The 25,232-nt window shown below is 62.6% G+C and carries 22 protein-coding genes and 1 other RNA gene; 12 read left to right on the top strand and 11 right to left on the bottom strand.

Going from position 1 to position 25,232, the window contains the following annotated elements; all coding sequences use genetic code 11:
- Positions 1-4: 4 nt before the first annotated feature.
- From thrC to P3T21_RS13720, 4 genes are all read left to right on the top strand, one after another.
- Positions 5-1,456 carry a threonine synthase gene (gene thrC / locus P3T21_RS13735; protein WP_429256475.1) on the top strand — a complete coding sequence of 484 codons (1,452 nt, stop codon included), beginning with the start codon at positions 5-7 and terminating at the stop codon, positions 1,454-1,456.
- Positions 1,457-1,724: 268 nt separating this feature from the next.
- The gene (locus tag P3T21_RS13730) at positions 1,725-2,957 is read left to right on the top strand and encodes a molybdopterin molybdotransferase MoeA (RefSeq protein WP_429256474.1); all 1,233 of its coding nucleotides are present in this window, start codon (positions 1,725-1,727) and stop codon (positions 2,955-2,957) included.
- 30 nt (positions 2,958-2,987) lie between these two features.
- Complete coding sequence (gene moaD / locus P3T21_RS13725) at positions 2,988-3,245, top strand: molybdopterin converting factor subunit 1 (protein WP_429256473.1); 258 nt, start codon at positions 2,988-2,990, stop codon at positions 3,243-3,245.
- 10 nt (positions 3,246-3,255) lie between these two features.
- Positions 3,256-3,726, top strand: coding sequence for a molybdenum cofactor biosynthesis protein MoaE (locus P3T21_RS13720; RefSeq protein WP_429256472.1), 471 nt, complete (start codon positions 3,256-3,258; stop codon positions 3,724-3,726).
- A gap of 181 nt (positions 3,727-3,907) precedes the next feature.
- Here P3T21_RS13720 and P3T21_RS13715 read toward each other — a convergent pair whose 3' ends face one another.
- Positions 3,908-4,450: a group III truncated hemoglobin gene (locus P3T21_RS13715; RefSeq protein ID WP_429256471.1), complete on the bottom strand. Its 543-nt coding sequence runs from the start codon at positions 4,448-4,450 to the stop codon at positions 3,908-3,910.
- Between the two features lie 277 nt (positions 4,451-4,727).
- Here P3T21_RS13715 and P3T21_RS13710 point away from each other — a divergent pair, with 277 nt between their 5' ends.
- Complete coding sequence (locus P3T21_RS13710) at positions 4,728-5,231, top strand: RrF2 family transcriptional regulator (protein WP_429256470.1); 504 nt, start codon at positions 4,728-4,730, stop codon at positions 5,229-5,231.
- A gap of 120 nt (positions 5,232-5,351) precedes the next feature.
- Entirely contained in the window at positions 5,352-7,949 is a 2,598-nt protein-coding gene (gene clpB, locus P3T21_RS13705) for an ATP-dependent chaperone ClpB (RefSeq protein ID WP_429256469.1), read from the top strand.
- 121 nt (positions 7,950-8,070) lie between these two features.
- On the opposite strand, the gene P3T21_RS13700 is transcribed toward clpB, so the two are convergent.
- The 10 genes from P3T21_RS13700 to trxA all read right to left on the bottom strand — a co-directional run bounded on the left by P3T21_RS13700 (position 8,071) and on the right by trxA (position 18,212).
- On the bottom strand, positions 8,071-8,508 hold the full coding sequence (locus tag P3T21_RS13700; RefSeq protein ID WP_429256468.1) for a YidB family protein: 438 nt from the start codon (positions 8,506-8,508) through the stop codon (positions 8,071-8,073).
- 129 nt (positions 8,509-8,637) lie between these two features.
- Entirely contained in the window at positions 8,638-9,186 is a 549-nt protein-coding gene (locus tag P3T21_RS13695; RefSeq protein WP_429256467.1) for a ComEA family DNA-binding protein, read from the bottom strand.
- Between the two features lie 276 nt (positions 9,187-9,462).
- Complete coding sequence (locus P3T21_RS13690; protein ID WP_429256466.1) at positions 9,463-10,845, bottom strand: MATE family efflux transporter; 1,383 nt, start codon at positions 10,843-10,845, stop codon at positions 9,463-9,465.
- Positions 10,846-10,847: 2 nt separating this feature from the next.
- Positions 10,848-12,602, bottom strand: coding sequence for an ArnT family glycosyltransferase (locus P3T21_RS13685; RefSeq protein ID WP_429256465.1), 1,755 nt, complete (start codon positions 12,600-12,602; stop codon positions 10,848-10,850).
- 295 nt (positions 12,603-12,897) lie between these two features.
- Positions 12,898-13,161, bottom strand: a complete 264-nt coding sequence (locus P3T21_RS13680; protein WP_429256464.1) for a type B 50S ribosomal protein L31 — start codon at positions 13,159-13,161, stop codon at positions 12,898-12,900.
- A gap of 138 nt (positions 13,162-13,299) precedes the next feature.
- Positions 13,300-14,151 carry a M90 family metallopeptidase gene (locus P3T21_RS13675; protein ID WP_429256463.1) on the bottom strand — a complete coding sequence of 284 codons (852 nt, stop codon included), beginning with the start codon at positions 14,149-14,151 and terminating at the stop codon, positions 13,300-13,302.
- A 3-nt stretch (positions 14,152-14,154) separates the two neighbouring features.
- Positions 14,155-15,711: an MFS transporter gene (locus P3T21_RS13670; protein ID WP_429256462.1), complete on the bottom strand. Its 1,557-nt coding sequence runs from the start codon at positions 15,709-15,711 to the stop codon at positions 14,155-14,157.
- A complete protein-coding gene (locus P3T21_RS13665; protein ID WP_429256461.1) occupies positions 15,708-16,256 on the bottom strand; it encodes a MerR family transcriptional regulator in 549 nt (182 codons plus the stop codon). The genes P3T21_RS13670 and P3T21_RS13665 overlap by 4 nt, the downstream gene beginning before the upstream one ends.
- Before the next feature lie 153 nt (positions 16,257-16,409).
- Positions 16,410-17,672 carry a transcription termination factor Rho gene (gene rho, locus P3T21_RS13660; protein ID WP_228878634.1) on the bottom strand — a complete coding sequence of 421 codons (1,263 nt, stop codon included), beginning with the start codon at positions 17,670-17,672 and terminating at the stop codon, positions 16,410-16,412.
- A gap of 213 nt (positions 17,673-17,885) precedes the next feature.
- On the bottom strand, positions 17,886-18,212 hold the full coding sequence (gene trxA / locus P3T21_RS13655) for a thioredoxin TrxA (protein ID WP_006048864.1): 327 nt from the start codon (positions 18,210-18,212) through the stop codon (positions 17,886-17,888).
- A gap of 401 nt (positions 18,213-18,613) precedes the next feature.
- Between trxA and ffs the strand changes: the two genes are divergently transcribed.
- The 6 genes from ffs (at position 18,614) to P3T21_RS13625 (ending at position 25,147) form a co-directional block, all read left to right on the top strand.
- An RNA gene (gene ffs, locus P3T21_RS13650) (signal recognition particle sRNA small type) lies at positions 18,614-18,712 on the top strand.
- 199 nt (positions 18,713-18,911) lie between these two features.
- Positions 18,912-21,575, top strand: a complete 2,664-nt coding sequence (locus P3T21_RS13645) for a DNA polymerase III subunit gamma/tau (RefSeq protein ID WP_429256460.1) — start codon at positions 18,912-18,914, stop codon at positions 21,573-21,575.
- 101 nt (positions 21,576-21,676) lie between these two features.
- Positions 21,677-22,003 (top strand): YbaB/EbfC family nucleoid-associated protein, encoded by a 327-nt coding sequence (locus tag P3T21_RS13640; RefSeq protein ID WP_007182071.1) that lies wholly within the window; start codon positions 21,677-21,679, stop codon positions 22,001-22,003.
- A 91-nt stretch (positions 22,004-22,094) separates the two neighbouring features.
- Complete coding sequence (recR, locus tag P3T21_RS13635) at positions 22,095-22,691, top strand: recombination mediator RecR (protein WP_429256459.1); 597 nt, start codon at positions 22,095-22,097, stop codon at positions 22,689-22,691.
- Positions 22,692-22,765: 74 nt separating this feature from the next.
- On the top strand, positions 22,766-23,971 hold the full coding sequence (locus tag P3T21_RS13630; protein ID WP_429256458.1) for a CaiB/BaiF CoA transferase family protein: 1,206 nt from the start codon (positions 22,766-22,768) through the stop codon (positions 23,969-23,971).
- Positions 23,972-24,109: 138 nt separating this feature from the next.
- Positions 24,110-25,147, top strand: a complete 1,038-nt coding sequence (locus P3T21_RS13625) for an ABC transporter substrate-binding protein (protein ID WP_429256457.1) — start codon at positions 24,110-24,112, stop codon at positions 25,145-25,147.
- The last annotated feature ends 85 nt before the right edge of the window (positions 25,148-25,232 follow it).

Here is a 25,232-nt window from a genome sequence, read left to right as displayed (position 1 = left end):
ACACATGAACTACATCTCCACGCGCGGCGCCGGTACCGGCGAGCGCCACACTTTCTCCGACATTCTGCTTGGCGGTCTCGCGAAGGACGGCGGCCTGTATCTGCCCGCCGGATACCCGCGCGTCTCCGCTGACGAACTGGCCCGCTGGCGCACGCTGCCGTACGCGGATCTCGCATTCGAGATCCTGTCGAAATTCAGCGACGACATTCCCGCCGAAGATCTGCGCACGCTCACGCGCCGCACGTACACGGCCGAAACGTATTGCAACGTACGCGACGACGAAAGCGCCGCGCAGATCACGCCGCTGAAAACGCTGGGCGTCGAAAACGGTGCGCCGCTGTCGCTGCTGGAACTGTCGAACGGTCCGACGCTCGCGTTCAAGGACATGGCGATGCAGCTGATCGGCAACCTGTTCGAGTACGCGCTCGCGAAGCACGGCGAGACGCTGAACATCCTCGGCGCGACGTCGGGCGATACGGGCAGCGCGGCCGAATACGCGATGCGCGGCAAGAAGGGCATCCGCGTCTTCATGCTGTCGCCGCATAAAAAAATGAGCGCATTCCAGACGGCGCAGATGTATAGCCTGCAGGATCCGAACATCTTCAATCTGGCGGTTGAGGGGGTATTCGACGATTGCCAGGACATCGTGAAGGCGGTGTCGAACGATCACGCTTTTAAAGCGAAGTACAGGATCGGCACGGTCAACTCGATCAACTGGGCGCGCGTGGTGGCGCAGGTCGTGTACTACTTCAAAGGGTATTTCGCCGCGACGAAGTCGAACGACGAACGTGTGTCGTTCACGGTGCCGTCGGGCAATTTTGGCAACGTCTGCGCGGGTCACATCGCGCGGATGATGGGTCTGCCGATCGAAAAGCTCGTGGTCGCGACGAACGAAAACGACGTGCTCGACGAGTTCTTCCGCACGGGCATCTATCGCGTGCGCAAGGCCGCCGAGACGTATCACACGAGCAGCCCGAGCATGGATATCTCGAAGGCGTCGAACTTCGAGCGTTTCGTGTTCGATCTGCTCGGCCGCGATCCGAAGCGCGTGCTGCAACTGTTCCGTGACGTCGAGGAGAAGGGCGGTTTCGATCTGGCGGCAAGCGGTGATTTCGCGCGGGTGGCGGAGTTCGGCTTCGTGTCGGGACGGAGCAGCCACGCGGACCGCGTCGACGCGATCCGCGACGTGTTCGAGCGCTATGACACGATGATCGACACGCACACCGCCGACGGCCTGAAGGTCGCGCGCGAGCATCTGCAGCCGGGCATTCCGATGATCGTGCTGGAGACCGCGCAACCCATCAAGTTCGGCGAGACGATCCGCGAAGCGCTGCTGCGTGAGCCGGAGCGGCCGGCGGCGTTTTCCGGCATCGAAGCGCTGCCGCAACGGTTCGAAGTGCTGCCGGCAGATGCGCAGCAGGTGAAGGATTTTGTCGCCGCGCACACGGGCGACTGAGCAGGTAACCGGGCGGCCGCCTGAATAAGCGTCGCGTGTGGGTAAGCTGGCGAAGGTTGGAGCGCTGCAAGGCTGAAGGACGGCCATGATGCGGGTCTCGCGATGTGAGGCAGGCGTCATGGCCGTTTTGCGGTCTGCAGCCCTGGCCGGATGGCCAACATGCCGGCGCGTACGCCCGTCAAAGGCCGCTGACCGCTACAATATTCCTTTCGGTCCTGTGCCAGCCCATTCGATGTCCACGCCTCCATCTTCCGCGCCTCGTGCGCCGATGCTCTCGACTGCCGATGCGCTCGTCACGCTTCTGGGCGCAGCCCGCGCGGTCGATGGCGCTGAAACGTTGCCCACGCTCGACGCCCTGAACCGCGTGCTCGCCGCCGACGTCGTCTCGCCGCTTGATGTGCCGCCAATGAACACCAGTTCGATGGACGGCTACGCGGTGCGCGTGGCCGATCTTTCTCAAGGCGATCGCCGGTTGCCGGTGTCGCAGCGCATTCCGGCCGGTCATGCGCCGCAGCCGCTTGCAGCGGGCACGGCGGCGCGCATTTTCACGGGCGCGACGGTGCCGCCCGGCGCGGACGCGATCGTCATGCAGGAACAGGCCGAAGCCGACGGCGCGGAGGTCTCGATCCTGCACACGCCGAAAGCGGGCGAGTGGATTACGCAGCAGGGCGCGGATATCCGCAGCGGGTCGGTGATCCTGCCAGCGGGCACGCGCCTGACGCCGCAGGCGCTGGGGCTGGCGGCGTCGGTCGGAAGCGCATCGCTGAACGTGGTGCGTCGCGTGAAAGTCGCGGTCTTTTTTACCGGCGACGAACTGACGATGCCCGGCGAGCCGCTGAAGCCTGGTGCGATCTACAACTCGAATCGCTTTACGCTGCGCGGCCTGCTCGAAAACCTCGGTTGCGAAGTAACGGATTACGGCATCGTGCCCGACCGGCTCGACGCAACCCGCGCAACGCTGCGCGAGGCGGCACAGGCGCACGATCTGATTCTGACCTGCGGCGGCGTGTCGGTTGGCGAAGAAGATCACGTGAAGCCCGCCGTCGAGGCGGAAGGTCGTCTGTCGATGTGGCAGATCGCGATGAAGCCAGGCAAGCCGCTCGCGTTCGGCGCAGTGCGTCGCGCGGGCGAGGCAAATGCAGATGCGTCGGAGTCGAACGAAACGTTTTTCATCGGGCTGCCCGGTAATCCCGTTTCCAGCTTCGTCACGTTCCTTTTGTTCGTCCGCCCGTTCGTCCTGCGACTCGCCGGCGTGCGCACGGTGACGCCGCGCGCGTTGTCGTTGCGCGCCGATTTTTCGCAGTCGAAGGCTGATCGGCGCAATGAATTCCTGCGCGCGCGTGTCAATCCGGCGGGCGGACTCGAGCTGTTTCCGAACCAGAGCTCGGCCGTGCTGACTTCGACAGTCTGGGGGGACGGGCTGATCGACAATCCGCCGAATCACACGATTACCGCAGGCGAAACCGTGCGGTTCATCCCCTTTTCCGAATTGCTGAACTGACGCTGTCGCTAGCGGCATCAGAGACCGAACATGAAGATCCAGCTGAAATATTTTGCGAGCGTACGTGAGGCGGTCGGCATCGCGAACGAATCCGTGGTCATTCCAGACGGTGTCGCCACACTGGGCGATGTCCGCGCCTGGTTGCGTGTGCGCGGCGGCGCGTGGGCAGAGGCGCTGGCCGAAGGCCGCGCGTTGCGCATGGCTTGCAATCATGTGATGACCGATGCCGGCACGCGCATCACCGAAGGCTGCGAAGTTGCATTTTTTCCGCCGGTCACGGGCGGTTGAGAGACGATCGATGACTGTCCGCGTCCAGACTGAAGATTTTGACCTGACAACCGAGGTGGCCGCCCTACGCGCGCTGAATCCGAAGGTCGGCGCGGTGGCGTGTTTCGTCGGTACCGTGCGCGACCTGAACGACGGCAGTGCGGTCGAGACGATGGAGCTCGAACATTACCCGGGCATGACGGAAAAGGCGCTGGAAGCGATTGTCGCTACTGCACGCGAGCGCTGGTCGGGGATCGAAGTGCTGATCGTGCATCGGGTGGGCAAGCTCTGTCCGCTCGACCAGATCGTGCTGGTCGCGACGACCGCCGCGCACCGCGGCGACGCGTTCGCTTCGTGCGAATTCGTGATGGACTATCTGAAAACGCAGGCGCCGTTCTGGAAGAAAGAGAAAACCGAACACGGCGAGCGCTGGGTCGATGCGCGCGTCACCGATGATGCCGCGCTAGCGCGGTGGGGTGTGGATTCGGGGAATGCGGAGTAGCGAGGCGCCGGTCGGCGCGACCCGATAAGAGCGGCGGCGCGGCGGTCTCGCGTGTTTGTTCACGGCTCGTTCGTGCAACGTTTTGCCGATCGGTCCGTCTTCTGGACGTGGCCGGAGAGACCGTGCGAACACAGCTGTGCGGCGCCGGACCGTCGCGAGCGGCAGCACCGGCACAGTTCGCTCAATCCCCGGTCGACCGCCCTATGATTTTTGTCGGAAACGGTTCGCCGCGACGGGGCGTGCTCTCACGTGCGTCGTCTTCATCCCTGTGCCGGCGCGGCGCCAGCTGTTCCAGCAGCGCCTTCTGCTCCGCCGGAATCGTGTAATCCCAGCCAAACTTTGACAGTTGCAGGCTCTGTGCGATACGCAACGCGGGTTCCATGAAACGCACCGCCGCCGCCGGCTCATAGCGCGATTCCACTGTGTCGAGGAACAGATAGAGCCAGCGGCTGAAATGCCGCGGCTCGATCCCTGGTAGCGGCTGGTGCGCCTGCTGCACGTTCCCACGGTAACCCTTCTGGCCGAGCACGATGCTCGCCCAGAACGTACACATCTTCGGCAGATGTTCGTCCCATTTGCCGGCGAGCGTCTGCTCGAAGACCGGGCCGAGCATCGGGTCGGCCTGCACACGGTCATAGAACGCATAGACGAGCGCGCGGATATTGTCTTCAGTCGGTTCGGGTTCGCGCACGGCGGCTGGCAAGGGCGGGAAGGACGGATTCATTCGGTGATCACGGTGAAAAGCGTCAACGCGCAAGGGACGCGAGGCGCGGGGCAATGAGTGAAGCACAACAGGGTGGACGCATCTCGCTCGCGACCGCGGGGACCCGGCACGTCGCGTGACAACCTCCAGCGCCCGGCACGAATAGTCGCATCCAGGCGGCATGTTATTGCGTACATAGAGGATCGACAACCCTCGCGCCGACGCGGTGATGGTCCTCGTCCGTTCACTCCGGACTGGCGCTGTCATCCGCTTTTGCCGCTAGTGCAACTCCCCTGCCATGAGATTAACTGACTATACCGATTACTCGGTGCGCGTGATGCTCTACCTCGCAGTCCGGCGCGATGGACTGTCGACGATCCAGGATATTTCCGATGCGTACGGCATTTCGAAGAATCATCTGATGAAGGTCGTGCAGCGCCTCGGCGAACTCGGCTGGATCGAGACCCTACGCGGCCGGAACGGCGGCCTGCGGCTCGTCGAGCGATCGGAATCGCTGACGATCGGTCAGATCGTGCGGGCCACCGAGCGCGACCTTGCACTGGTCGCATGTTTTGCCGCCGGGCAACACGCGGAGCGCGACGGCAAGCCATGCTGCGTCATTCAGTCGCAATGTGGTCTGAAGGGCGTCCTCGAAGCCGCGCGCGATGCATTTTTCGCCGAACTCGACCGTCACACAATAGGCGAACTGGCGCAACCGGCCGCGCCACTTGCCGCGCTGCTCGGTATCGGGCAGATTGTCCCGATCGCGCAGGTCGCCAGAGCGGCATCAGGCCGGCGCTGAAACGAGCGTCGGCGGTTTGTTGGTGTATTCGTCAAAAAAACTCCTGTCGAACGCGAAAAGGCGCTTGAAACCCGCACAAAACGCCTCATTTTGGTGATATTCGAAATTGGAGGTCTCTTGATGAGAATCGACAAACTCACCACCAAATTCCAGGAAGCATTGGCGGATGCGCAAAGCCTGGCTGTCGGTCACGACAATCAATACATTGAACCGGTCCATGTCCTCTCCGCGCTGCTCGCGCAGCAGGACGGCTCGGCCCGCTCACTGCTCTCGCGTGCAGGTGTGCACGTGCAGACGCTACAAACCGCGCTGAACGACGCAATGACGCGTCTGCCGCAGGTGCAGGGCACCGACGGGAACGTGCAGATCGGTCGCGAACTCACCGGCCTGCTCAACCAGGCCGACAAGGAAGCGCAAAAGCTCAACGACACGTTCATCGCAAGCGAGATGTTCCTGCTTGCTATCGCCGACGACAAAGGCGAGGCGGGCCGGCTCGCACGCCAGCACGGGCTGACGCGCAAGTCGCTCGAAACCGCAGTCGTCGCGGTGCGCGGCGGCGCGCAGGTGCACAACCAGGACGCCGAAAGCCAGCGTGAAGCGCTGAAGAAATACACGGTCGACCTGACCGAGCGCGCGCGGGCCGGCAAGCTCGATCCGGTGATCGGCCGCGACGATGAAATCCGTCGTTCGATCCAGATCCTGCAGCGTCGGACCAAGAACAATCCGGTGCTGATCGGCGAGCCGGGCGTCGGCAAGACGGCAATCGTCGAAGGGCTCGCGCAGCGCATCGTCAACGGCGAAGTGCCGGAGACGCTCAAGGGCAAGCGCGTGCTGTCGCTCGACATGGCGGCGCTGCTCGCCGGCGCGAAGTATCGCGGCGAGTTCGAAGAGCGCCTGAAGGCCGTGCTGCACGACATCGCGAAAGACGAAGGCCAGACCATCGTCTTCATCGACGAAATCCACACGATGGTCGGCGCCGGCAAGGCCGAAGGTGCGATGGACGCAGGCAACATGCTGAAGCCGGCGCTTTCGCGCGGCGAACTGCATTGCGTCGGCGCGACCACGCTCGACGAATACCGCAAGTACATCGAGAAGGACGCGGCGCTCGAACGCCGGTTCCAGAAGGTACTGGTCGACGAACCGACTGTGGAGGCAACCATCGCGATCCTGCGCGGTCTGCAGGAAAGGTATGAGCTGCACCATGGCGTCGATATCACGGACCCGGCGATCGTCGCGGCGGCGGAACTGTCGCATCGCTACATCACCGATCGTTTTCTACCGGATAAGGCAATCGACCTGATCGATGAAGCCGCTTCGAAGATCAAGATGGAAATCGATTCGAAGCCGGAAGAGATGGACCGGCTCGACCGCCGCCTGATCCAGCTGAAGATCGAACGCGAAGCCGTCAAGAAGGAAAAGGACGAAGCGTCGCAGAAGCGTCTGCAACTGATCGAGGAAGAAATCGAGCGTCTGAATCGCGAATATTCGGATCTCGAAGAAATCTGGACGGCTGAAAAAGCGGCGGTGCAGGGCAGCGCGCAGTTGAAGGAAGAGATCGAGAAGACACGCGCCGAAATCGTTCGTCTGCAGCGTCAGGGCAAGCTCGAAAAGGTCGCGGAATTGCAATACGGCACACTGCCGCAACTCGAAGCGCAACTGAAGCAGGTTACGCAGGCTGAAGCGCAGGAGCAGAACAATCCGACGCGTCCGCGTCTGTTGCGCACGCAGGTCGGTGCGGAAGAAATCGCGGAAGTCGTGTCGCGTTCAACCGGCATTCCGGTGTCCCGGATGATGCAGGGCGAGCGCGAGAAGCTGTTGCAGATCGAAGAGAAGCTGCATGAGCGCGTCGTCGGTCAGGACGAAGCGATCGGCTCGGTCGCGGATGCGATCCGTCGTTCGCGTGCGGGTCTCGCCGATCCGAACCGTCCGTATGGTTCGTTCCTGTTCCTCGGGCCGACGGGTGTCGGCAAGACCGAACTGTGCAAGGCGCTGGCGTCGTTCCTGTTCGATTCGGAAGATCATCTGATCCGCATCGACATGAGCGAATTCATGGAGAAGCACAGCGTCGCGCGTCTGATCGGCGCGCCGCCGGGCTATGTCGGATACGAGGAAGGCGGTTATCTGACGGAAGCCGTACGCCGCAAGCCGTACAGCGTGATCCTGCTCGACGAAATCGAGAAGGCGCACCCGGATGTGTTCAACGTGCTGCTCCAGGTGCTCGACGACGGTCGGATGACGGATGGCCAGGGTCGTACCGTGGACTTCAAGAACACGGTGATCGTGATGACGTCGAATCTCGGGTCGCAGGTAATCCAGTCGATGGTCGGCGAGCCGCAGGACGCAGTGAAGGACGCGGTCTGGGAAGAGGTGAAGCTGCACTTCCGGCCCGAGTTCCTGAACCGGATCGACGACGTCGTGGTGTTCCATGCACTCGATCGCTCGAATATCCAGTCGATCGCGCGGATCCAGTTGCAGCGTCTGCAGGAACGGCTCGCGAAGCTCGATATGCAGCTCGTCGTGTCTGACGGCGCGCTGGAACACATCGGCAAGGTCGGTTACGACCCGCTGTTTGGCGCGCGGCCGTTGAAGCGTGCGATCCAGCAGGAGATCGAGAATCCGGTCGCGAAGCTGATTCTGGCCGGCAGGTTCGGTCCGAAGGATGTGATACCGGTCGAAGTGGATAACGGCAAACTCGTGTTCGAGCGTGTCGTGCATTAAACGAAGTGAACATGGGGCGGCGCCTGGCGTCGCCCCATGTTCCAGCGTTGTAGCAACAAAAAGGGGCAGCGAATTTTCGCTGCCCCTTTTTGCTTTCTGCGAAGGCTCGACCTGCTATGTGTTACGCGGTCTTGTCGTCCTTGCCGAGGAACGATGCAAGACCACCCAGCGCGCCGAGCACGGTCGTTGTGTTCAGCTTGCCATCGGCGGGTACTTCACCTTCGGGTGTCGCGGCGTTGACCACGTGCGGCAGGATCTGCGAGAGCAGACCCGTGACCTGATCGGGCGCCACGCCGGCCTTCGACGCGAGATTCGTGACGGTGTCCGAACCGAGCACGCTATGCAGCGTGTCAGGCGAGATCGCCTGATTCTCGCCATTGCTGACCCACGAACTGATGATGTCGCCGGCGCCTTTGTCCTTGAACTGCTGGATCAAGCCATTCAGGCCGCCCGGCTGGTTGTTCACGAATTCGAGCGCGGTGGTGACCAACGCCTGCTGTCCGCCGCCGCCTTCGGGCGATTTACCAAGCAGGGAACCAATGGTGTCGAGTAGGCTCATGGCGATCTCTCTGGAATGCCGGCACGATATGAACGCGCCAGCGGGGTGAAATGCGCCGCGCGGGGGCGCGGCGGGGATTGCGCCGGTCGCTCCGGCAATGCGGCCGGAGCGATCGTCAGATGTCGAACTTCAGGCGCCTGATGCTGCGGATGCGGCCTTGGCCTTCTTCGACTTTTTCTTTGACGCTTTCGCGTCCGATGCGTCCGCCGGAGCGCTTGCCGCAGCAGCCGCAGTCGTAGCCGGCGCCGATGCGGCGTCCGCTGCCTTGCTCTTCTTCGACTTCTTCGTGCCCGAGGCTGCTGCTGGTGCGCTTGCTGACGCAGTGGCGGGCGTGGCGGCCGGCGCAGCGGGCTTGCTCATCGGCGTGGCCGCAGCCGGTGCCGCCGCCTTCGCGCCGCTTGGCGGCGCAGTCGAACCGTTGATCGTCAAACCGGCCGCTTCGAGATTGACCACCGACTTGGTGCCAATGCCCTTCACGCGCGTCGCGAGATCGTCGGCGTCCTTGAAGGGACCGTTCTTCGTCCGTTCATCGATGATCGCTTTCGCATGGACCGGGCCGATGCCCTTGACCGATTCGAGTGCGGCCTGATCGGCCGAGTTGACTTCGACAGCCGCCGCGAAGCTGGCGGAAAAAGACAGGACGAGAGCAACGCAGAGCATTAACAGCTTCTTCAGCATGGCAGGCACTCCATTGAGGGCAAAAAAGTAGCCGGGAACGGGGGACGCATCCAGTCAGCAGGCGCTGCCTTCAAGCATAGGATAGATTGCGCGCCCTTTTTATGAAAGACGCCGATTTATACCCATCGATTTGTGACAAGTAAATCGATGCGGGCAATATTTGACAATTACTGCCGCGGGACAGGTGCTCGAAACCGGAAGAGGGCCGGGTGCCACGAAGATGCACCACGAAGAAGCGATGCGTTTTGCTTCACTTCGGAGTCACGCGCAATACGGCTATGCGACAGTATCAGCGTGTGACGTTTGTGTATCGGCGCGCAGATACCGCGTGCTGATGGTGCGGCAGTAGAACGCGAGGCCGATGCCCGCGATCGCGAGGCTCGACGCATTGGCGACCCAGAAACCGCGTGCGCCGGTAAGCCATTCGGGGATTGCGCCACCGATGTCGAAGCCGAGCAGATAGCCTCCACCGAGCCCGATGCCCCACAGTGCGACGGCATAAATCACGGTCGGCACAATGGCGACGCGATACGCGCGCAGCACGAAGGCCGTGGTGATCTGAAGTGCATCGAAGACGTGATAGACGATCACGATCAGCACAAGCGGCATCGCGGCCGCAGCGACCTGCGCATTCGACGTATAGCCCGCGACGATAAACGGTCGCAGCACGAGCACGATCACGCCATAGCAACACGCGATCGCACAGGCCATCAAGATGCCGTGCCGCGCGAGCGTGTGTGCGGCGGCAGGACGCTGCGCGCCTAGCGCCTGCGCGACGAGCGTCGATGAGGCGATGCCAATGGAAAGCGGTGTCATGTACAGCACGGCCCCGAGATTCCCGGCGATTTGATGACCCGCGAGTGTCGTCGTGCCAAAGCGCGCGATGAAGAGCGCCATGAACGTGTATGACGTGACTTCGATCAGGTACGAGAGTCCCATCGGAATGCCAAGTTTCAGGAGCGCGACCTGGCGCTTCCACACGGGCCAGCAGAAGCGCGAGAAGGTGGCAAACGGGCTGAAGATGCTCAGGCGCGTCATCAGCGTCATGCCGACGCTGGCAAGCGTCCAGTTGATCGCGGTGCTCGCGAGCGCGCAACCAGGACCGCCGAGCGCGGGCACACCTGCGCCGCCAAAAATAAACCACAGGTTGAGCGGAATCTTGAGAAGCAGCGCGCCGACCTGCAGGATCATCACGAGTCGGGGCTGACCCACGGCATTGGTCAGCGAACTGTAGACGCGAAACGCGAGGCTCGCCGGCAGCCCGAACGAGAGGATCTGGAGATACGCGACGGTACGCTCGCGCAGCGCCTCCGGCGCGTGCGCGATCCGCAGCAGCGGGCCTGGAAAGTAGAGAATCGAGAAACCGAGCGCCATCAACGCGAGCGCAAGCCACAGCGCCTGACGTACCTCTTCGCCGATCTCGCGATAGCGCCGCGCGCCATAAAGCTGACCGGTGATCGGCTGCAACGCGGTCAGAATGCCGGTCAGGCCGATATACACCGAGATATAGATCGACGAGCCAAGGCCGAGCGCCGCGAGATCGATCGCCGAGTAACGGCCGACCATCGCCGTGTCGAGCACGCCAAACGCGATGATCGCCAGTTGTCCGATCAGCACGGGCCACGCGAGCGCGGCAATTTTTCGCACATCGGCGAACATGGTCAGCCTGGTTTCTGGCGCAGGTTCGGGCGTTTGACCGGCGGCTTCGGACGGTCGATGCGCACGTACAGACGGAAGCGTTCATCGCGGTCAGCGACGCGCCGGCCTTCCCATACCAGCTTCCATACGAAGTTCGACATCGAGCTGGGCTCGCCGAAATCCTGCGTGTCCTGACGCAGGATCACGTCGCAGTCATCGTCGAACGAGAAATGCATCTGGCCGAAATACGCGAACGTCGCGATCTGCGCGTTGCCGAGCCGTACCGGCGAGATGCACGTGTAGTCTTCCGGCAGATGGCTCGAGATCTGTTGCGCCACATCCTTATACGTCCGGCTGTAGTTCACGACCGGCAGCCAGAGCGTCATCAGCAGCACCCACATGAGCGTCGTGCCAGCGCTCGACAGCACCACGCTGCGCCAGAGCACCTTTGGATGCCGCGCGATACGCCATTGAACCAGCACGACCCAGCAGACCGTGACGGCGACCGCGCACACGAAAGACAGGATCTTGAACTGCGGCGTGAAGCCCGGCGCGAGGCGCGCCAGATTGCGCGCGAGCGGATGCGGAAAACCGGTCAAACCGGCGAGCCAGACGAGCCACACGAAGCTGCCGAGGATCGTGAAGCTCAGCACGGCGAACCAGTCGATCGCGTTGATCGTGCCGCGCTTCAGCGTAGGCAGCGCAAACGCTGCGAGCACCGCGAGCGGGGGCAGCAGAAGCATGAAGAGCAGGTTCGTCGAGTGACTTTGCAGCACGACGAGGATCAGGAGCGGAGTAATGACCGACACCGGAATGGCGACGTGCGGTGCGCGGCGCAGCCCCGACCAGCTGACCCACGCCCAGATGCCGAGCGGCCAGGCCGGCCACGTGAAGAGCGGCAGATTTTTCAGCGCGTAGCGCAGCACGGAGCCAGGCGGACCGCCGAAGGTGTTGATGCTAACGTGCACCCACTGGTTGAGGAACCATACGGCATCGTCAGGAAACGCAATCAGCGCCGCAACAGGCCACGCCACCGACAGCACCAGGGCGACCGGCAAGCCGGCGAGCAGCAGCCAGCGTAGCTGCGCTTCGCGCACGATGAGCGTCATGACCAGTGTGCCGACCAGCAATGCGCCGACCAGCACGGGATTGCTTGTCAGCGCAACGAGCCCGAGCGAAAGGCCCCACAGCAGCGACCCTTGTACCGGTTTGTCGATCATCCGCACGAGCCCATATACGAGCATCGCGATACAGACGAATTGCGCCAGTTGCGGCGTGGTTTCGTGGCCGCGTTCAGCGAGACCGAAGCAGCCGAGCAGAATCAGCAGGGCGCCGTCGGCGAGCGTGCGGCCGTAGTCGCGCGGTTCCGGTTCGCCGCCGAACGCATACTTGAATGGCTGCACTTCGGGGCGACGGCCGAGCAGATACGCGGCGTACCAGACGAACGCACAGGCCGCGCAGAACAGCAGCCCGGTGAACACGCGCGATGCATTGCTCGCATCGACCCACGGCGACAGTACGCGGATTGAAATAGCGCCGAGCCAGTAACCGAGCGGCCCGTAGGACGTGATGTATTTACCGACGAGGTTCGGCAGCAGCCAGTCGTGCGCGGTGCCTTTGGCCATTGTCCACATGACGCCGAAGCCGGCTGCGTCTTCGTTCTTCCACGGGTCGCGCCCGAACAGACCGAACGACGCGTAGACGATACAGATAGTGAGCAGCAGCCAGCGCGGCAGGGCGCTGGTGGCGGAGGCAGTCAGACGGACGACAGATCTCATGCAGATGGGCGGTATCGGATAAACGGACTGGCGGGCGATGGACGGCGTGTCCGGGCTGGGCCAGCCCTGAGCATCCGGCATTGTAGACGGGCGGCATGACGCGCGTCACGACGGATAGCAGGCGGCAACAGCCATATTGCAACAGTCGGCGATGCGTGATGACAAGGAAGCCCTGCCAGCGAGGTCATTCCTTCGCTGACAGGCAAAACATGGGGACAAAAAAAGGGCAGCTTTCGCTGCCCTTTCTTGCATCGATCCGGCTGACGTTCAACACGAAGCCGGTAACGAAGCGATATTACTTGGTCGCCTTGCCCGTAGCACGTGCGCCGAACTTCTTGTTGAACTTCTCGACGCGGCCGGCCGTGTCCATGATCTTTTGCTGACCGGTGTAGAACGGATGCGATTCCGACGACACTTCGATCTTGGCGAGCGGGTACGTCTTGCCGTTGAACTCGCCCGTTTCACGCGTCTGGATGGTCGAGCGCGTCACAAACTTGAAGTCGATCGACATATCGACGAACAGGACTTCGCGGTAATCGGGGTGAATGCCTTCTTTCATGGTCTTTCCTTTAATCTGGCGGTAGCCAACCCGCGTGCCGTTGCGAACCGACGCAGCGGACTTCGGCGCGAGCCACTTGCCTAAGGTCGAAAAACGGCGATTATGCCAGAAAATCAGTCCCTTGACGAATTTCTCGGGCTATTTTGCCGGGGCAGGGCCGGTTTCCGGTAGTAATGCGCCCACCCGAGCTGGATCCTGGCGATAAAAGCGGGCCAGAAGGCGGTAAAGCTCTGGATATTCGGCCTCGAACGCCTGCGGCCGGACAAACAGCGCCTCGCTGCAGACCGCGAAAAACTCCGACGGATGATCTGCGGCGTAAGGATCGATCAGCGAGTCGCGCTCGAAACGCGCCCAGCGGCGGTCAGGCACCGCGTCGACCCTGGCGCAGAACTGGTCGTACGCGACATCGAACACGTCGGCCCATGCGGTGGCGTCGAGCGGCGCGTGCCAGCGTCGAAAGAGCGGCGGATGGCCATCGGCTTCGCCCGTCAGCATGTCGATCTTGTGCGCGAACTCGTGGATGACGACGTTATAGGCGTCCGTGCCGTCGGTCATCTGCGCGTCTTCCCACGACAGCACCACGGGTCCGCCTTCCCACGCTTCGCCGCTCGCGTCGTGCTCGATCTCGTGAACGACGCCGTCTTCGTCCTCCACCGTCTTGCGGATCACGAATTCGCCCGGATAGACGATCACGCCGACCCAGCCGCGGTACAGGTCGAGGCTCAGGTTCAGGACCGGCAGCGACGCCTGAACCGCGATGCCGACGGTCATCGCGTCGGTCAGTTCGAGTTCGTGCGCCGTCGAAAACGACTTCTGCGCGATAAAGAGGCTGGTCAGCTCGCGCAAACGGACGAGATCGGCGGCATCGAGATGCGCGAGAAAGGGCAGGCCATCGAGTGTGGTTCGCCACAGCGCGTCGGGAATCGCGTGCGTGCGCAGCGCGCGGTCGCGGCGGCGGGTGTCGAGCCAGTGCGTGAGTTTCGAAAGCATCGGTCAGTCGATCTGTTTTTGCCACGCGGCGAAAATCCCGCCGCAAACGGCGACGCCGATCAGAAAATAGAAGCCATCCAGCGACGCAAGGAAACTCGCCTGCTGCGCCACCATCCGGCTCACCTGAACCACCGCGAGCGCGTGCGCTTCGCTGATCGAACGGCCGGCGGCAGCGAACCCGTTCGTCAACGTTGCAATCGTGCTCTGAAAAACTGGATTGTACGGATTCGCGAATTCAGCGAGCCGCGATTGATGCAACGCCTGCCGATGCTGCTCGACGATGATGACCGACGCGGTGGCAAACGAGATCGTCAGTTGCCGGACGACGTTCTTCAACCGGTAGCCGTGCGTAAACTCCTCGATCGCGAAGATTTTAAACGTCAAATTGGCCACCGGCAGCACGATGAAAAGCAGCAGCAGACCGCGCAGCAGCAACGGACCGATCAGCGCGCGCTGGTCGACGTTGGGCGCCATATGCGCCATCCACGCAGCGGCCAGCGCGGCGACGGCAAAGCCCGGCACGATGATCCACTTCTTGCGCGGCAACAGCTTCGCATAACGCAGATACACAAAGAGCGCGCTCGACGAAATCAACGACGTGACACCGACCAGCCGTCCTGCGTTTTCGACCGGATAGCCGAGCCCCTGTTCGAGAAAGCGCGAGACCAGATAGCTGAACCCGGTCGACTCATAGTAATAGAACATGTAAAGGACGAGGCCGACCTGAAATGTCTTCTCGCGCAGCGCATGCAGGCGCATCAGCGGCGATGGATGATGCCACTGCTGCCAGGCGAACCATGCGAGCCCAACGATTCCCGCAGCCGTCAGCATGATGAGCCCAGGCGATGCGCTGAACAGCTGGTAACGCACCTGCTGCATGACGATCTGCAGCGCGCCTTGCGCGAAAGCGAAGATGATGTACGGCCAGAAGTGTGAGGCGCCGCGTTGTTCCGGCTGCAGATCGCCCGAGTCCGGCAACGCGAGCAGTGCGAGGCCCGCGAACACCACGCCGGCCGGCGCGGTGCACATGAACAGCGCGCGCCAGTCGAAATGCGCAACGAATTGCCCCCCGACGAGCGGCGCAAGCGCGCTGCCCAGCACGATCAGGATGAGGAACGCGCGCGTCGCGCCGGCGCGCTGCTGCGCTGTGAAACTGATCTGGATCAGGATCCGGCAGGTGCCCATCATCGGGCCGATGAAGTAACCCTGAAAGCCGCGCGCGAACGCCAGTTCAATCGACGTTTCGCATAACGCCGCCGCAACCGCACCCGCCGAAAACAGCAGCATGCAGCCGGCGACGTAGCGTCGATAGCCGAAGCGCTCGACCCACCATTGCTGCTGCAGAATGCCCAGCACCGCCGCCACCGCATACGCGCTCGACGACCACACGAGCTCATCCGGCGAAGCGTTGATACCGCCCGCGATATAGCTCGCGAAGAAAGAGAAGATCGCGTTGTCGAAGTAATCGAGGCCGGTGACGAGGGCAAGCACCCACGGGAAAAAGTCGCCGCGCAGCTTCGCGACGCTGAAGAGCGGCACGCGTGGGGACGCCGCTTTCATGCGGATTCGCCGTCGGGATTGTCCTTTTTGCCGAGCCTCGTTTTCGTAGCTGACTGTGTCTGCGCCTTCCTTTTCAGGCGGGCGGCGCTGCGTTGTGCGAGGAGGGCATCGGCGCTTTCACCTGCAAGCCGACGCTGCACGTAATCGAGGTCGTCGCTGAGTTCAGCTTTCAGCGTCTGCACTTCCTTCAGTTCGCGTCGCGCCGATTCGACGCGCGCGTTGAGTGCATCGACCTGTTGCGCAAGTGCGTCACGGATTTCAAGCAACGATTCGGTGGAGTAGCGGTTGCGTCCGCCTTCGACGGGTTCAAGCGGGCGCTTCAGCATCTCCGTGATGCCTTGCAGTGAAAAGCCAAGCGCGCGGAAACGCAGGATGCGCGCGAAACGCTCGAGGTCGTTTTCGTCGTACAGCCGATAGCGGCCTTCGCTGCGCGTCGGCGTGACGAGCCCGCGCTCCTCGTAGTATTTGAGCGTGCGTGGCGTGACGTTCAGGCGTTCCGCTGCATCGCGGACGGTCAGCAGGGTGGGACTTTCTTCACTCGACATGGCGGCGCTGGAATCTCAGAATCTGAGCCGCATTATAGTTCAACGTGAACGTTCACGTACAGGTTGTGCTGTGATCCGGATGTTCGGGCGAAAAAAAACCGCCCGCAAAAGCGGGCGGTTTTTATCTGAAGCGTACCTGCGTGCAGCGAAGAATCAGCTGCCGCGGCGCATCATGTCGAAGAACTCGGAATTGCTCTTTGTCTGACGGATCTTGTCGAGCAGGAATTCCATTGACTCGACTTCGTCCATGTCGTGGATGAACTTGCGCAGCACCCAGATCTTTTGCAGCACTTCGGGCTTGATCAGCAGTTCTTCGCGACGCGTGCCCGACTTGTTCAGGTTGATCGACGGATAGACGCGCTTTTCAGCAAGGCGACGTTCGAGGTGCACTTCCATGTTGCCGGTGCCCTTGAACTCTTCGTAGATGACGTCGTCCATGCGGCTGCCGGTTTCGATCAGCGCTGTGCCGATAATGGTGAGCGAACCGCCTTCCTCGATGTTCCGTGCCGCGCCGAAGAAGCGCTTCGGACGTTGCAGCGCGTTGGCATCGACACCACCCGTCAGCACCTTGCCCGACGCCGGCACGACCGTGTTGTACGCACGTGCGAGACGCGTGATCGAGTCGAGCAGAATCACGACGTCGTTCTTCATTTCGACGAGACGTTTCGCCTTTTCGATCACCATTTCGGCGACCTGCACGTGACGTGCAGCCGGTTCGTCGAACGTGGAGGCGATCACTTCGCCTGCCACTGAACGCTGCATTTCCGTCACTTCTTCCGGGCGTTCGTCGATCAGCAGCACGAACAGCACGATATCCGGATGGTTCTGTTTGATGGCGTGCGCGATGTGCTGCAGCATCACGGTCTTGCCGGATTTCGGCGACGCCACCAGCAGGCCGCGCTGGCCCTTGCCGATCGGCGAGATCATGTCGATGATGCGGCCCGTGACGTTTTCCTCGCCGCGCATTTCGCGCTCGAGCAGCATCACCTTGTTCGGGTGAAGCGGCGTCAGGTTTTCAAACATGATCTTGTGCTTCGAGGCTTCCGGCGGCTGGCCGTTGACCTTGTCGACCTTCACCAGCGCGAAATAGCGCTCGCCGTCTTTCGGCGTGCGGACTTCACCTTCGATGGTGTCGCCGGTATGCAGATTGAAGCGGCGGATCTGCGACGGGCTGATGTAGATGTCATCCGTGCTGGCGAGATACGACGTTTCCGGCGAGCGGAGGAAGCCGAAACCGTCCGGGAGCACTTCGAGCGTGCCGTCGCCGAAGATAGTGTCGCCGGTCTTGGCGCGCTTTTTAAGAATGGCGAACATCAGTTCCTGCTTGCGCAGGCGATTGGCACTTTCGATCTCGAGGCCATTGGCCATCTCGATCAATTCGGACACGTGCAGAGTCTTAAGCTCGGATAAATGCATACGGAGAACCCGCCGGGGAGGAGAAGGTGCGACGAAATGGAATCTGGGAGGAGAAGTGAGCGGAACCGCTCAGGGACTTACACGTCTTTTCGACGTTTAATTGATTCTAGCATAGCACATGCCGGATTCCGCCAGTGCAGCGGAAAAGCATGTTCTCGTGGCGCATTGTTGTCAGGCGACAACAATGCGCCACGAGCGCGTTACACGACCGGCTTAAAGGTTGCCGTCGAGGAACGCGGTGAGTTGCGATTTCGACAGAGCGCCGACTTTCTGCGCGGCGACAGCGCCGTTCTTGAAGAGGATCAGCGTGGGGATGCCGCGCACACCGAACTTGACCGGCGTCGACTGATGTTCGTCGACGTTGATCTTCGCGATCTGCAGACGATCCGCATAATCCTTCGCGACTTCATCGAGGATCGGCGCGATCATTTTGCACGGGCCGCACCATTCGGCCCAGAAGTCGAGGAGCACGGGTTTATCGGATTTCACGACGTCCTGTTCAAACGATGCGTCGCTGATATGCTTGATTTGTTCGCTCATTGTATGAATACCTCTATCGGATCGGGGCCCGCCTTGATTGGTCGCCACGATACATCAAACCAGGAAAACTTCTGTTCGCCTCGCCGCATTCATCGCCCGGCAGGGCACCCTTCGGCACTACCCGATGGAGGCGCCACGACCATGACTTTGCGGGTCATTCGTACGCCAGTTTAGCCTAAATCGCTATGCGTTGCCGACGCTGATAGTAGTGATGCCGGCAGGCCAATACGCGTGTCACCACGTGTGTCCCAGGTGTGCTGCTTCGAGGCGTATCTGGTGACGCCGGTCGTAAACGCAAGAGCGCTGCGGGCGCGACCGCAACCCTGCTGCAACCCGGTAGTCATGCATTTCGCCTTCATCGGGAGTCGCGTTATGCGACGACCGGTGATAGAATGCTTCGTGACGGGCCTCCTCGCATGGAGGGATGGTCAACCTGGTCAGGTCGGGAACGAAGCAGCCACAGCCGTTTTCCGCCAGTGCCGAGGGTCGGGCTCGTCACCTTCCTCTTTTCTGCTGTTCGTTGTTCTCCCAGTTGTTCGTCTGGCTGTACGTCTGGTTATCTCCAGCTGTTCTGTTTTTCTCTCCTGTTTTCCACGGTTTTCTCTATCGCGTCGTTAGCGAAATACAATGAAGCGGTAGCGCGTCGTCGCGTCTTTCCGATTCGTCTTTGTGCGTCATCGTTGCTGATACAATTTCCGGATGACCTATCAAGTTCTCGCACGCAAGTGGCGGCCGAAGGATTTCGCGTCGCTCGTCGGACAGGAGCACGTGGTGCGCGCGCTCACGCACGCGCTCGACGGCGGGCGTCTTCACCACGCCTATCTGTTTACCGGAACCCGCGGCGTCGGCAAGACGACGCTGTCGCGCATCTTTGCCAAGGCGCTCAACTGCGAAACCGGTGTGACTGCCACGCCGTGTGGCGTCTGCCGTGCGTGCCGCGAGATCGACGAGGGCCGCTTCGTCGATTATGTCGAGATGGACGCGGCGAGTAATCGCGGCGTCGACGAAATGGCGGCGCTGCTCGAGCGCGCTGTTTATGCGCCGGTCGATGCGCGCTTCAAGGTCTACATGATCGACGAAGTGCACATGCTCACGAATCACGCCTTCAACGCGATGTTGAAGACGCTGGAAGAGCCGCCTTCGCACGTCAAATTTATCCTTGCTACGACCGATCCCCAGAAGATTCCTGTGACGGTGCTGTCGCGCTGTCTGCAGTTCAATCTGAAGCAGATGCCGGCCGGACACATCGTGTCGCATCTCGAGCGGATTCTCGGCGAAGAAAAGATTCCGTCTGAAGCGCAGGCGCTGCGCCTGCTTGCGCGCGCGGCCGATGGCTCGATGCGCGACGCGCTTTCATTGACCGATCAGGCGATCGCCTATTCGGCCAATCAGGTCACCGAGGAAGCCGTGCGCGGCATGCTCGGCGCACTCGACCAGAGTTATCTGATTCGTCTCCTCGATGCACTCGCAGCGGGCGATGGTGTGGGCGTGCTCGCGGTCGCCGATGAAATGGCGCTGCGCAGCCTGTCGTTTTCGACGGCGCTGCAGGATCTGGCGAGTCTGCTGCATCGGGTGGGCTGGGCGCAGTTTGCGCCGTCGTCGGTACTGGACGAATGGCCGGAAGCGGGCGATATCCGCCGCTTCGCCGATACGCTGAGCCCGGAGCAGGTCCAGCTTTTCTATCAGATCGCGACGGTGGGGCGAAACGAACTCGGTCTAGCGCCCGACGAATACGCCGGTTTCACCATGACGCTGTTGCGGATGCTGGCGTTCGAGCCCGCGCCCAATGGTGGCGGCGGAGGCGGTGTGGCGCCTGCTTCGCGGTCGGCTGCGGCCGGTGCCGCGTCGGGCTCGCGTGCTGCGGCGCCGGCGGTTGCGGCCCAGCAGGGCGTCGCTGCGAATGCTGTACGCGCGGCTGCTGACGCAGTGGCGCCAGGTGCTGCCGCTTCGTCACGCCCGGTCGCGCCAGAGCGTCGCGAACCGGCGAAGATCGAACCTGACATCAGCGCGCGACCGGCAGTGCGTGTCGAAGATTCCATGCCGGCTGCGCCGAAGGCATCGTTGCCGGCGTCGGGGACCGCAAGCGTCGTCGCCATGCCGGATGCGTCGTCACCCGTACCGGCGGTTGCCGACGGGGTGCCGGCGCGGGGAGCGGCGTCGGGCGAACAGGCCGGCGATGCCGCCGGGGCGCAGTCCGCGCCAGCCGACGTCGGCGATGAGGCCGGCAGCGTCACGCTGAAGCAGGATTCGCGCGAGGAAACGCGCGTTGCGGCGTCGTCAATCCCGGTTGATCACGCCGATGCCTCAAGCGCCGGAATTGCGGCAACGCCCGCGACGGCTGCGCATCAGGACAGCGACGGCTCGCCCGTTGCCACATCTCCGGCACCTGCGTCTGAAATCACTGGTACCGCCTCCACGTTGACCTCGAACGCCGGGGAAAACGAAAACGCCCGTCCGCCAGATACGCCGACGCAACAGCAGGCGCCTGCAGCCGCACCGCGTCGCGCCGGCGGCGCGAGCGCGGCGCTCGACGTGCTGCGCAGCGCGGGCCTGAAGGTGTCGTCCGAGCGTGGCCGCACCGCCGCGCCAGCCGCACCGGCGCCCGCGCCGAAGCCCGCCGCGCCGCGTGTCAACGTCCCGGTGCCGACGCCAGGCGCACCGCGCCGCGCGCAGGAAGCCGCACCCGCACGCGTAGAGCCGCAGCAACAGCCACGCGGCAATGACACGCAGAGCGGTTCGTCCGTCCCGCCGTGGGACGACATTCCGCCGGACGATTACATGCCGGTCGCGTCGGACGAAGCGTTTTTTGGGCCGCCCGACGACAACTACATGCCGGTCTTCGACAGCGGCCCCGACGACGTCCGTCTGACGCCCGCGGCGAAAGAGCCCGCGCCGGTCGTCGACACGCGTCCGCTACCGCCGGCCATTCCGCTCGATGCAATTGGCTTCGAAGGCGACTGGACCGCGCTCGCAGCCGGCCTGCCGCTGAAGGGCATTTCGTATCAACTGGCGTTCAACAGCGAACTGATGTCGCTCGACGGCACGACGCTCAAGCTGAACGTTCCGGTGCCGCAATACGCGGACGCTGCGCAGGTCGCCAGGTTGAAAACAGCGCTGGCCGAGCGGCTCGGTAAAGCGATCGACGTGCAGGTTGAAGTGGGCCCGGCGCGCCGCACGGCCGCCGCGCTCGACGCCGCCGCGCGCGCACAGCGTCAGCAGGACGCCGAGCGCGAGATTCGTCAGGACCCGTTTGTGCAATCGCTGATCCGCGATTTCGGCGCGAGCATCGTGCCGGATTCGATCCGGCCGATCGCGCCCGAAGCCGGGCAGGGCGCTGCCGGCAGCGCGTCCGCCCCGCATTAAACCAGACGCATCGAACACACTCGAATACTCCATAAGGCGCCGGATCACGAAAAACCCGTCGCCAGTTCCCTGAATTTCAAACGATCACGAAGGAGCATGCCATGATGAAAGGTCAACTCGCCGGGCTGATGAAACAAGCCCAGCAGATGCAGGAAAACATGAAGAAGATGCAGGAGCAGCTTGCCCTGATCGAAGTCGAGGGACAGTCGGGTGCAGGTCTCGTAAAGGTGACGATGACGTGCAAGAACGACGTGCGCCGCGTGTCGATCGACCCAAGCCTGCTCGCCGACGACAAGGACATGCTCGAAGACCTCGTCGCCGCTGCGTTCAACGACGCAGTCCGCAAGGCCGAAGCCACCGCGCAGGAGAAGATGGGTGGCATGACGTCGGGTCTGCCGTTGCCGCCGGGATTCAAGCTGCCGTTCTGATCGTGCCGCGCCAGCACGGCGCACAGCACGATCGGTACGATCAGCACCCGCAGCACTTTCGTTTCACCCCTTTCGACGACGCCGATTTCGCATGAAACAACCTTCCGCCCTGTCGGCGCTCGTCGAAGCGCTGCGCGCGCTACCCGGAGTCGGGCCGAAGTCCGCGCAACGCATGGCGTATCACCTGATGCAGCACGATCGCGACGGCGCCGAAAAGCTCGGCCGCTCGCTGCTGTTCGCGACCGAACATCTCCAGCACTGCGAGAAGTGCAACACGTTCACCGAGGCGCAGATCTGCGAGGTCTGTCTCGATGAAGCGCGCGATCCAACGTTGCTGTGCGTCGTCGAGACGCCTGCCGACCAGATCATGCTCGAACAGACGATGACGTATCGCGGCCTCTATTTCGTGCTGATGGGGCGGCTCAGTCCACTCGACGGTATCGGCCCGAAGGAGATCCACTTCGACCGGCTGGTGAGGCGCGCGTCGGATGGCATCGTCAAGGAAGTCGTGCTCGCAACCAATTTCACCAATGAAGGCGAAGCGACCGCGCATTACCTCGGCCAGACGCTGAAGGCGCGCGGCCTGTCCGTGACGCGTCTTGCGCGCGGCGTGCCGGTCGGCGGTGAACTCGAATACGTGGACGCAGGCACCATCGCCCGCGCGATGCTCGACCGGCGTTCGATGTAGCACGGCGTTTGCCGCACAACGCGAACGTCAGGAGCGAACACCTGCCGCAGACCCAGCAATACAGAAGGAGACACATGAGCGTAACCACTGGCCCGCTCGCGGGCGTCAAGGTGCTCGAACTCGGCACGCTGATCGCAGGTCCGTTTGCGGCCCGTTTCATGGGCGAGTTCGGTGCGGACGTCATCAAGATCGAAGACCCCAAGGGCGGCGATCCGCTGCGCAAGTGGCGCAAGCTCTATCCGGAAGTGGGCGGCACATCGCTGTGGTGGGCCGTGCAGGCGCGCAACAAGAAGTCGGTGACGATCAATCTCAAGGCCGAAGAGGGCAAGGAAATCGTCCGGCGTCTCGCGAAGGAAGCCGATATCGTCATCGAAAATTTCCGGCCGGGGCTGCTCGAAAAGCTCGGGCTCGGTTATGACGTGCTGTCGGCGGAAAATCCTGGTCTTGTGATGGTTCGGCTTTCGGGTTACGGCCAGACCGGGCCGTATCGCGACCGTCCGGGTTTCGGCGCGATCGCTGAATCAATGGGCGGGTTGCGTCATATCACGGGTTATCCCGATCTGCCGCCGCCACGCATCGGCATTTCGATCGGCGATTCGATCGCAGCGCTGCACGGCGTGATCGGTGCATTGATGGCGCTGCATCACAAGCAGGTGAACGGCGGCAAAGGGCAGGTCGTCGACGTCGCGCTGTACGAAGCCGTCTTCAACATGATGGAAAGCGTCGTGCCGGAATACGGCGTATACGGCATGGTCCGCGAGCGCACCGGCGCATCGCTGCCGGGCATCGTGCCGTCGAATACCTATCCGTGTCGTGACGGCAGCATCGTAATCGGCGGTAATAGTGATCCGATCTTCAAACGCCTGATGATCGCGATCGATCGCGAAGACCTCGCGAACGATCCGGGCCTCGCGCAGAACGACGGCCGCGTGCCGCGCACGCAGGAAATCGACGGCGCAATTGCCGCGTGGCTGTCCACGCGCACGATCGACGAGGCGCTCGCGGTGCTGAACGCCGCCGATGTGCCGGTCGGCCGCATCTTCAGCGTCGCCGACATGTTCACCGATCCACAGTTTCTCGCGCGCCAGATGATCCAGCGCTTCAAATGGCAGGACGACGTCGAGATCACACTGCCTGGCGTCACGCCGAAGCTCTCGGAAACGCCGGGCGAAACGCGATGGCTGGGCCCGGAACTGGGTGAACATACCGATGAAGTCCTTCATTCGCTAGGTTATGATGCAGACCACATTGCCCGGCTGCATGCGGAACAGATCGTCTGAGTTGGGCTGATTCGAGCCGACGCGTATGCACGCGAGGCGAAGGAAGAAAGCAACACACAGCGGACCGGCATAAGGTCCGCAAGAACCCGGCACACGGGGCCGGGTGCAAAAAAACACAACGAGGACGGAGACTCCAGGATGCAACGCAGAACGTTCCTGACCGGCTCGGCCGCATTCGCTGGCGCCGCGCTCGCCGGCAAATCGCCTGCCTTCGCGCAGGGCAAACCTGAAACGACGAAGGTGTCGATCGCCGTCGGCGGCAAGAACCTGTTCTATTACCTGCCGCTCACCATCGCGGAGCGTCGCAACTACTTCAAGGACGAAGGCCTCGACATCGAAATCTCCGATTTCGCGGGCGGCTCGCAGGCGTTGAAGGCCGCGGTCGGCGGGAGCGCGGATGTGGTGTCCGGTGCGTTCGAACACACGCTGTTGTTGCAGGCGAAAAGCCAGATGTTCCGCGAGTTCGTTCTGCAAGGGCGCGCGCCGCAGATCGTGCTCGCCGTGTCGAAGAAAGCGATGCCTGACTACAAGACCATCGCCGATCTCAAAGGCAAGAAAATCGGCGTGACCGCGCCGGGCTCATCGACGTCGATCATGGCGAGCTTCGTGCTCGCGAAAGCCGGCCTGACGGCGAAGGACGTGTCGTTCATCGGTGTGGGCGCGGGCGCAGGCGCGATCTCGGCGTTGCAGTCTGGTCAGATCGATGCAATCGCCAATCTCGATCCGGTGATGACGAAGCTCGAACGCTCGGGCGATATCCGCGTGGTGTCCGATACGCGCACGCTCAACGACACGCGGACGGTGTTCGGCGGCAACATGCCGGCGGGCTGCCTGTACGCGTCGCAAAGCTTCATCACGAAGAATCCGGGCACGACGCAGGCACTGACCAACGCGATGGTCCGCGCGCTGAAGTGGCTGCAGACGGCGACAGGCAGCGAGCTGATCAACACCGTGCCCGAAGCGTATCTGCTCGGTGACCGCGCGCTGTATCTCGATGCGTGGCAGCACGTGAAAGAGGCTATGTCGCCGGATGGTCTGATGCCGGCCGACGGTCCCGCGACGTCGCTGAAAACACTGCAGACGTTTGACGACACGATCAAGGGCAAGCCGATCGATCTGTCGAAGACGTGGACCAACGACTTCGTCAAGAAGGCGCTCACGACCGTCAAGGCGTAGCACTGTCGCGCGTGCGTGACGAGGCGGGCGTCTTCAACGGAAGCTCGCCGCCCGCACGATCCTCAACGTATTCGAAGAAGCGAGT

This window comes from Paraburkholderia sp. GAS334 (assembly GCF_050436625.1).
GTDB lineage: Bacteria > Pseudomonadota > Gammaproteobacteria > Burkholderiales > Burkholderiaceae > Paraburkholderia.
Note: the sequence above shows the minus strand (reverse complement) of the source record. Positions and strands in the feature narration are given on the sequence as shown.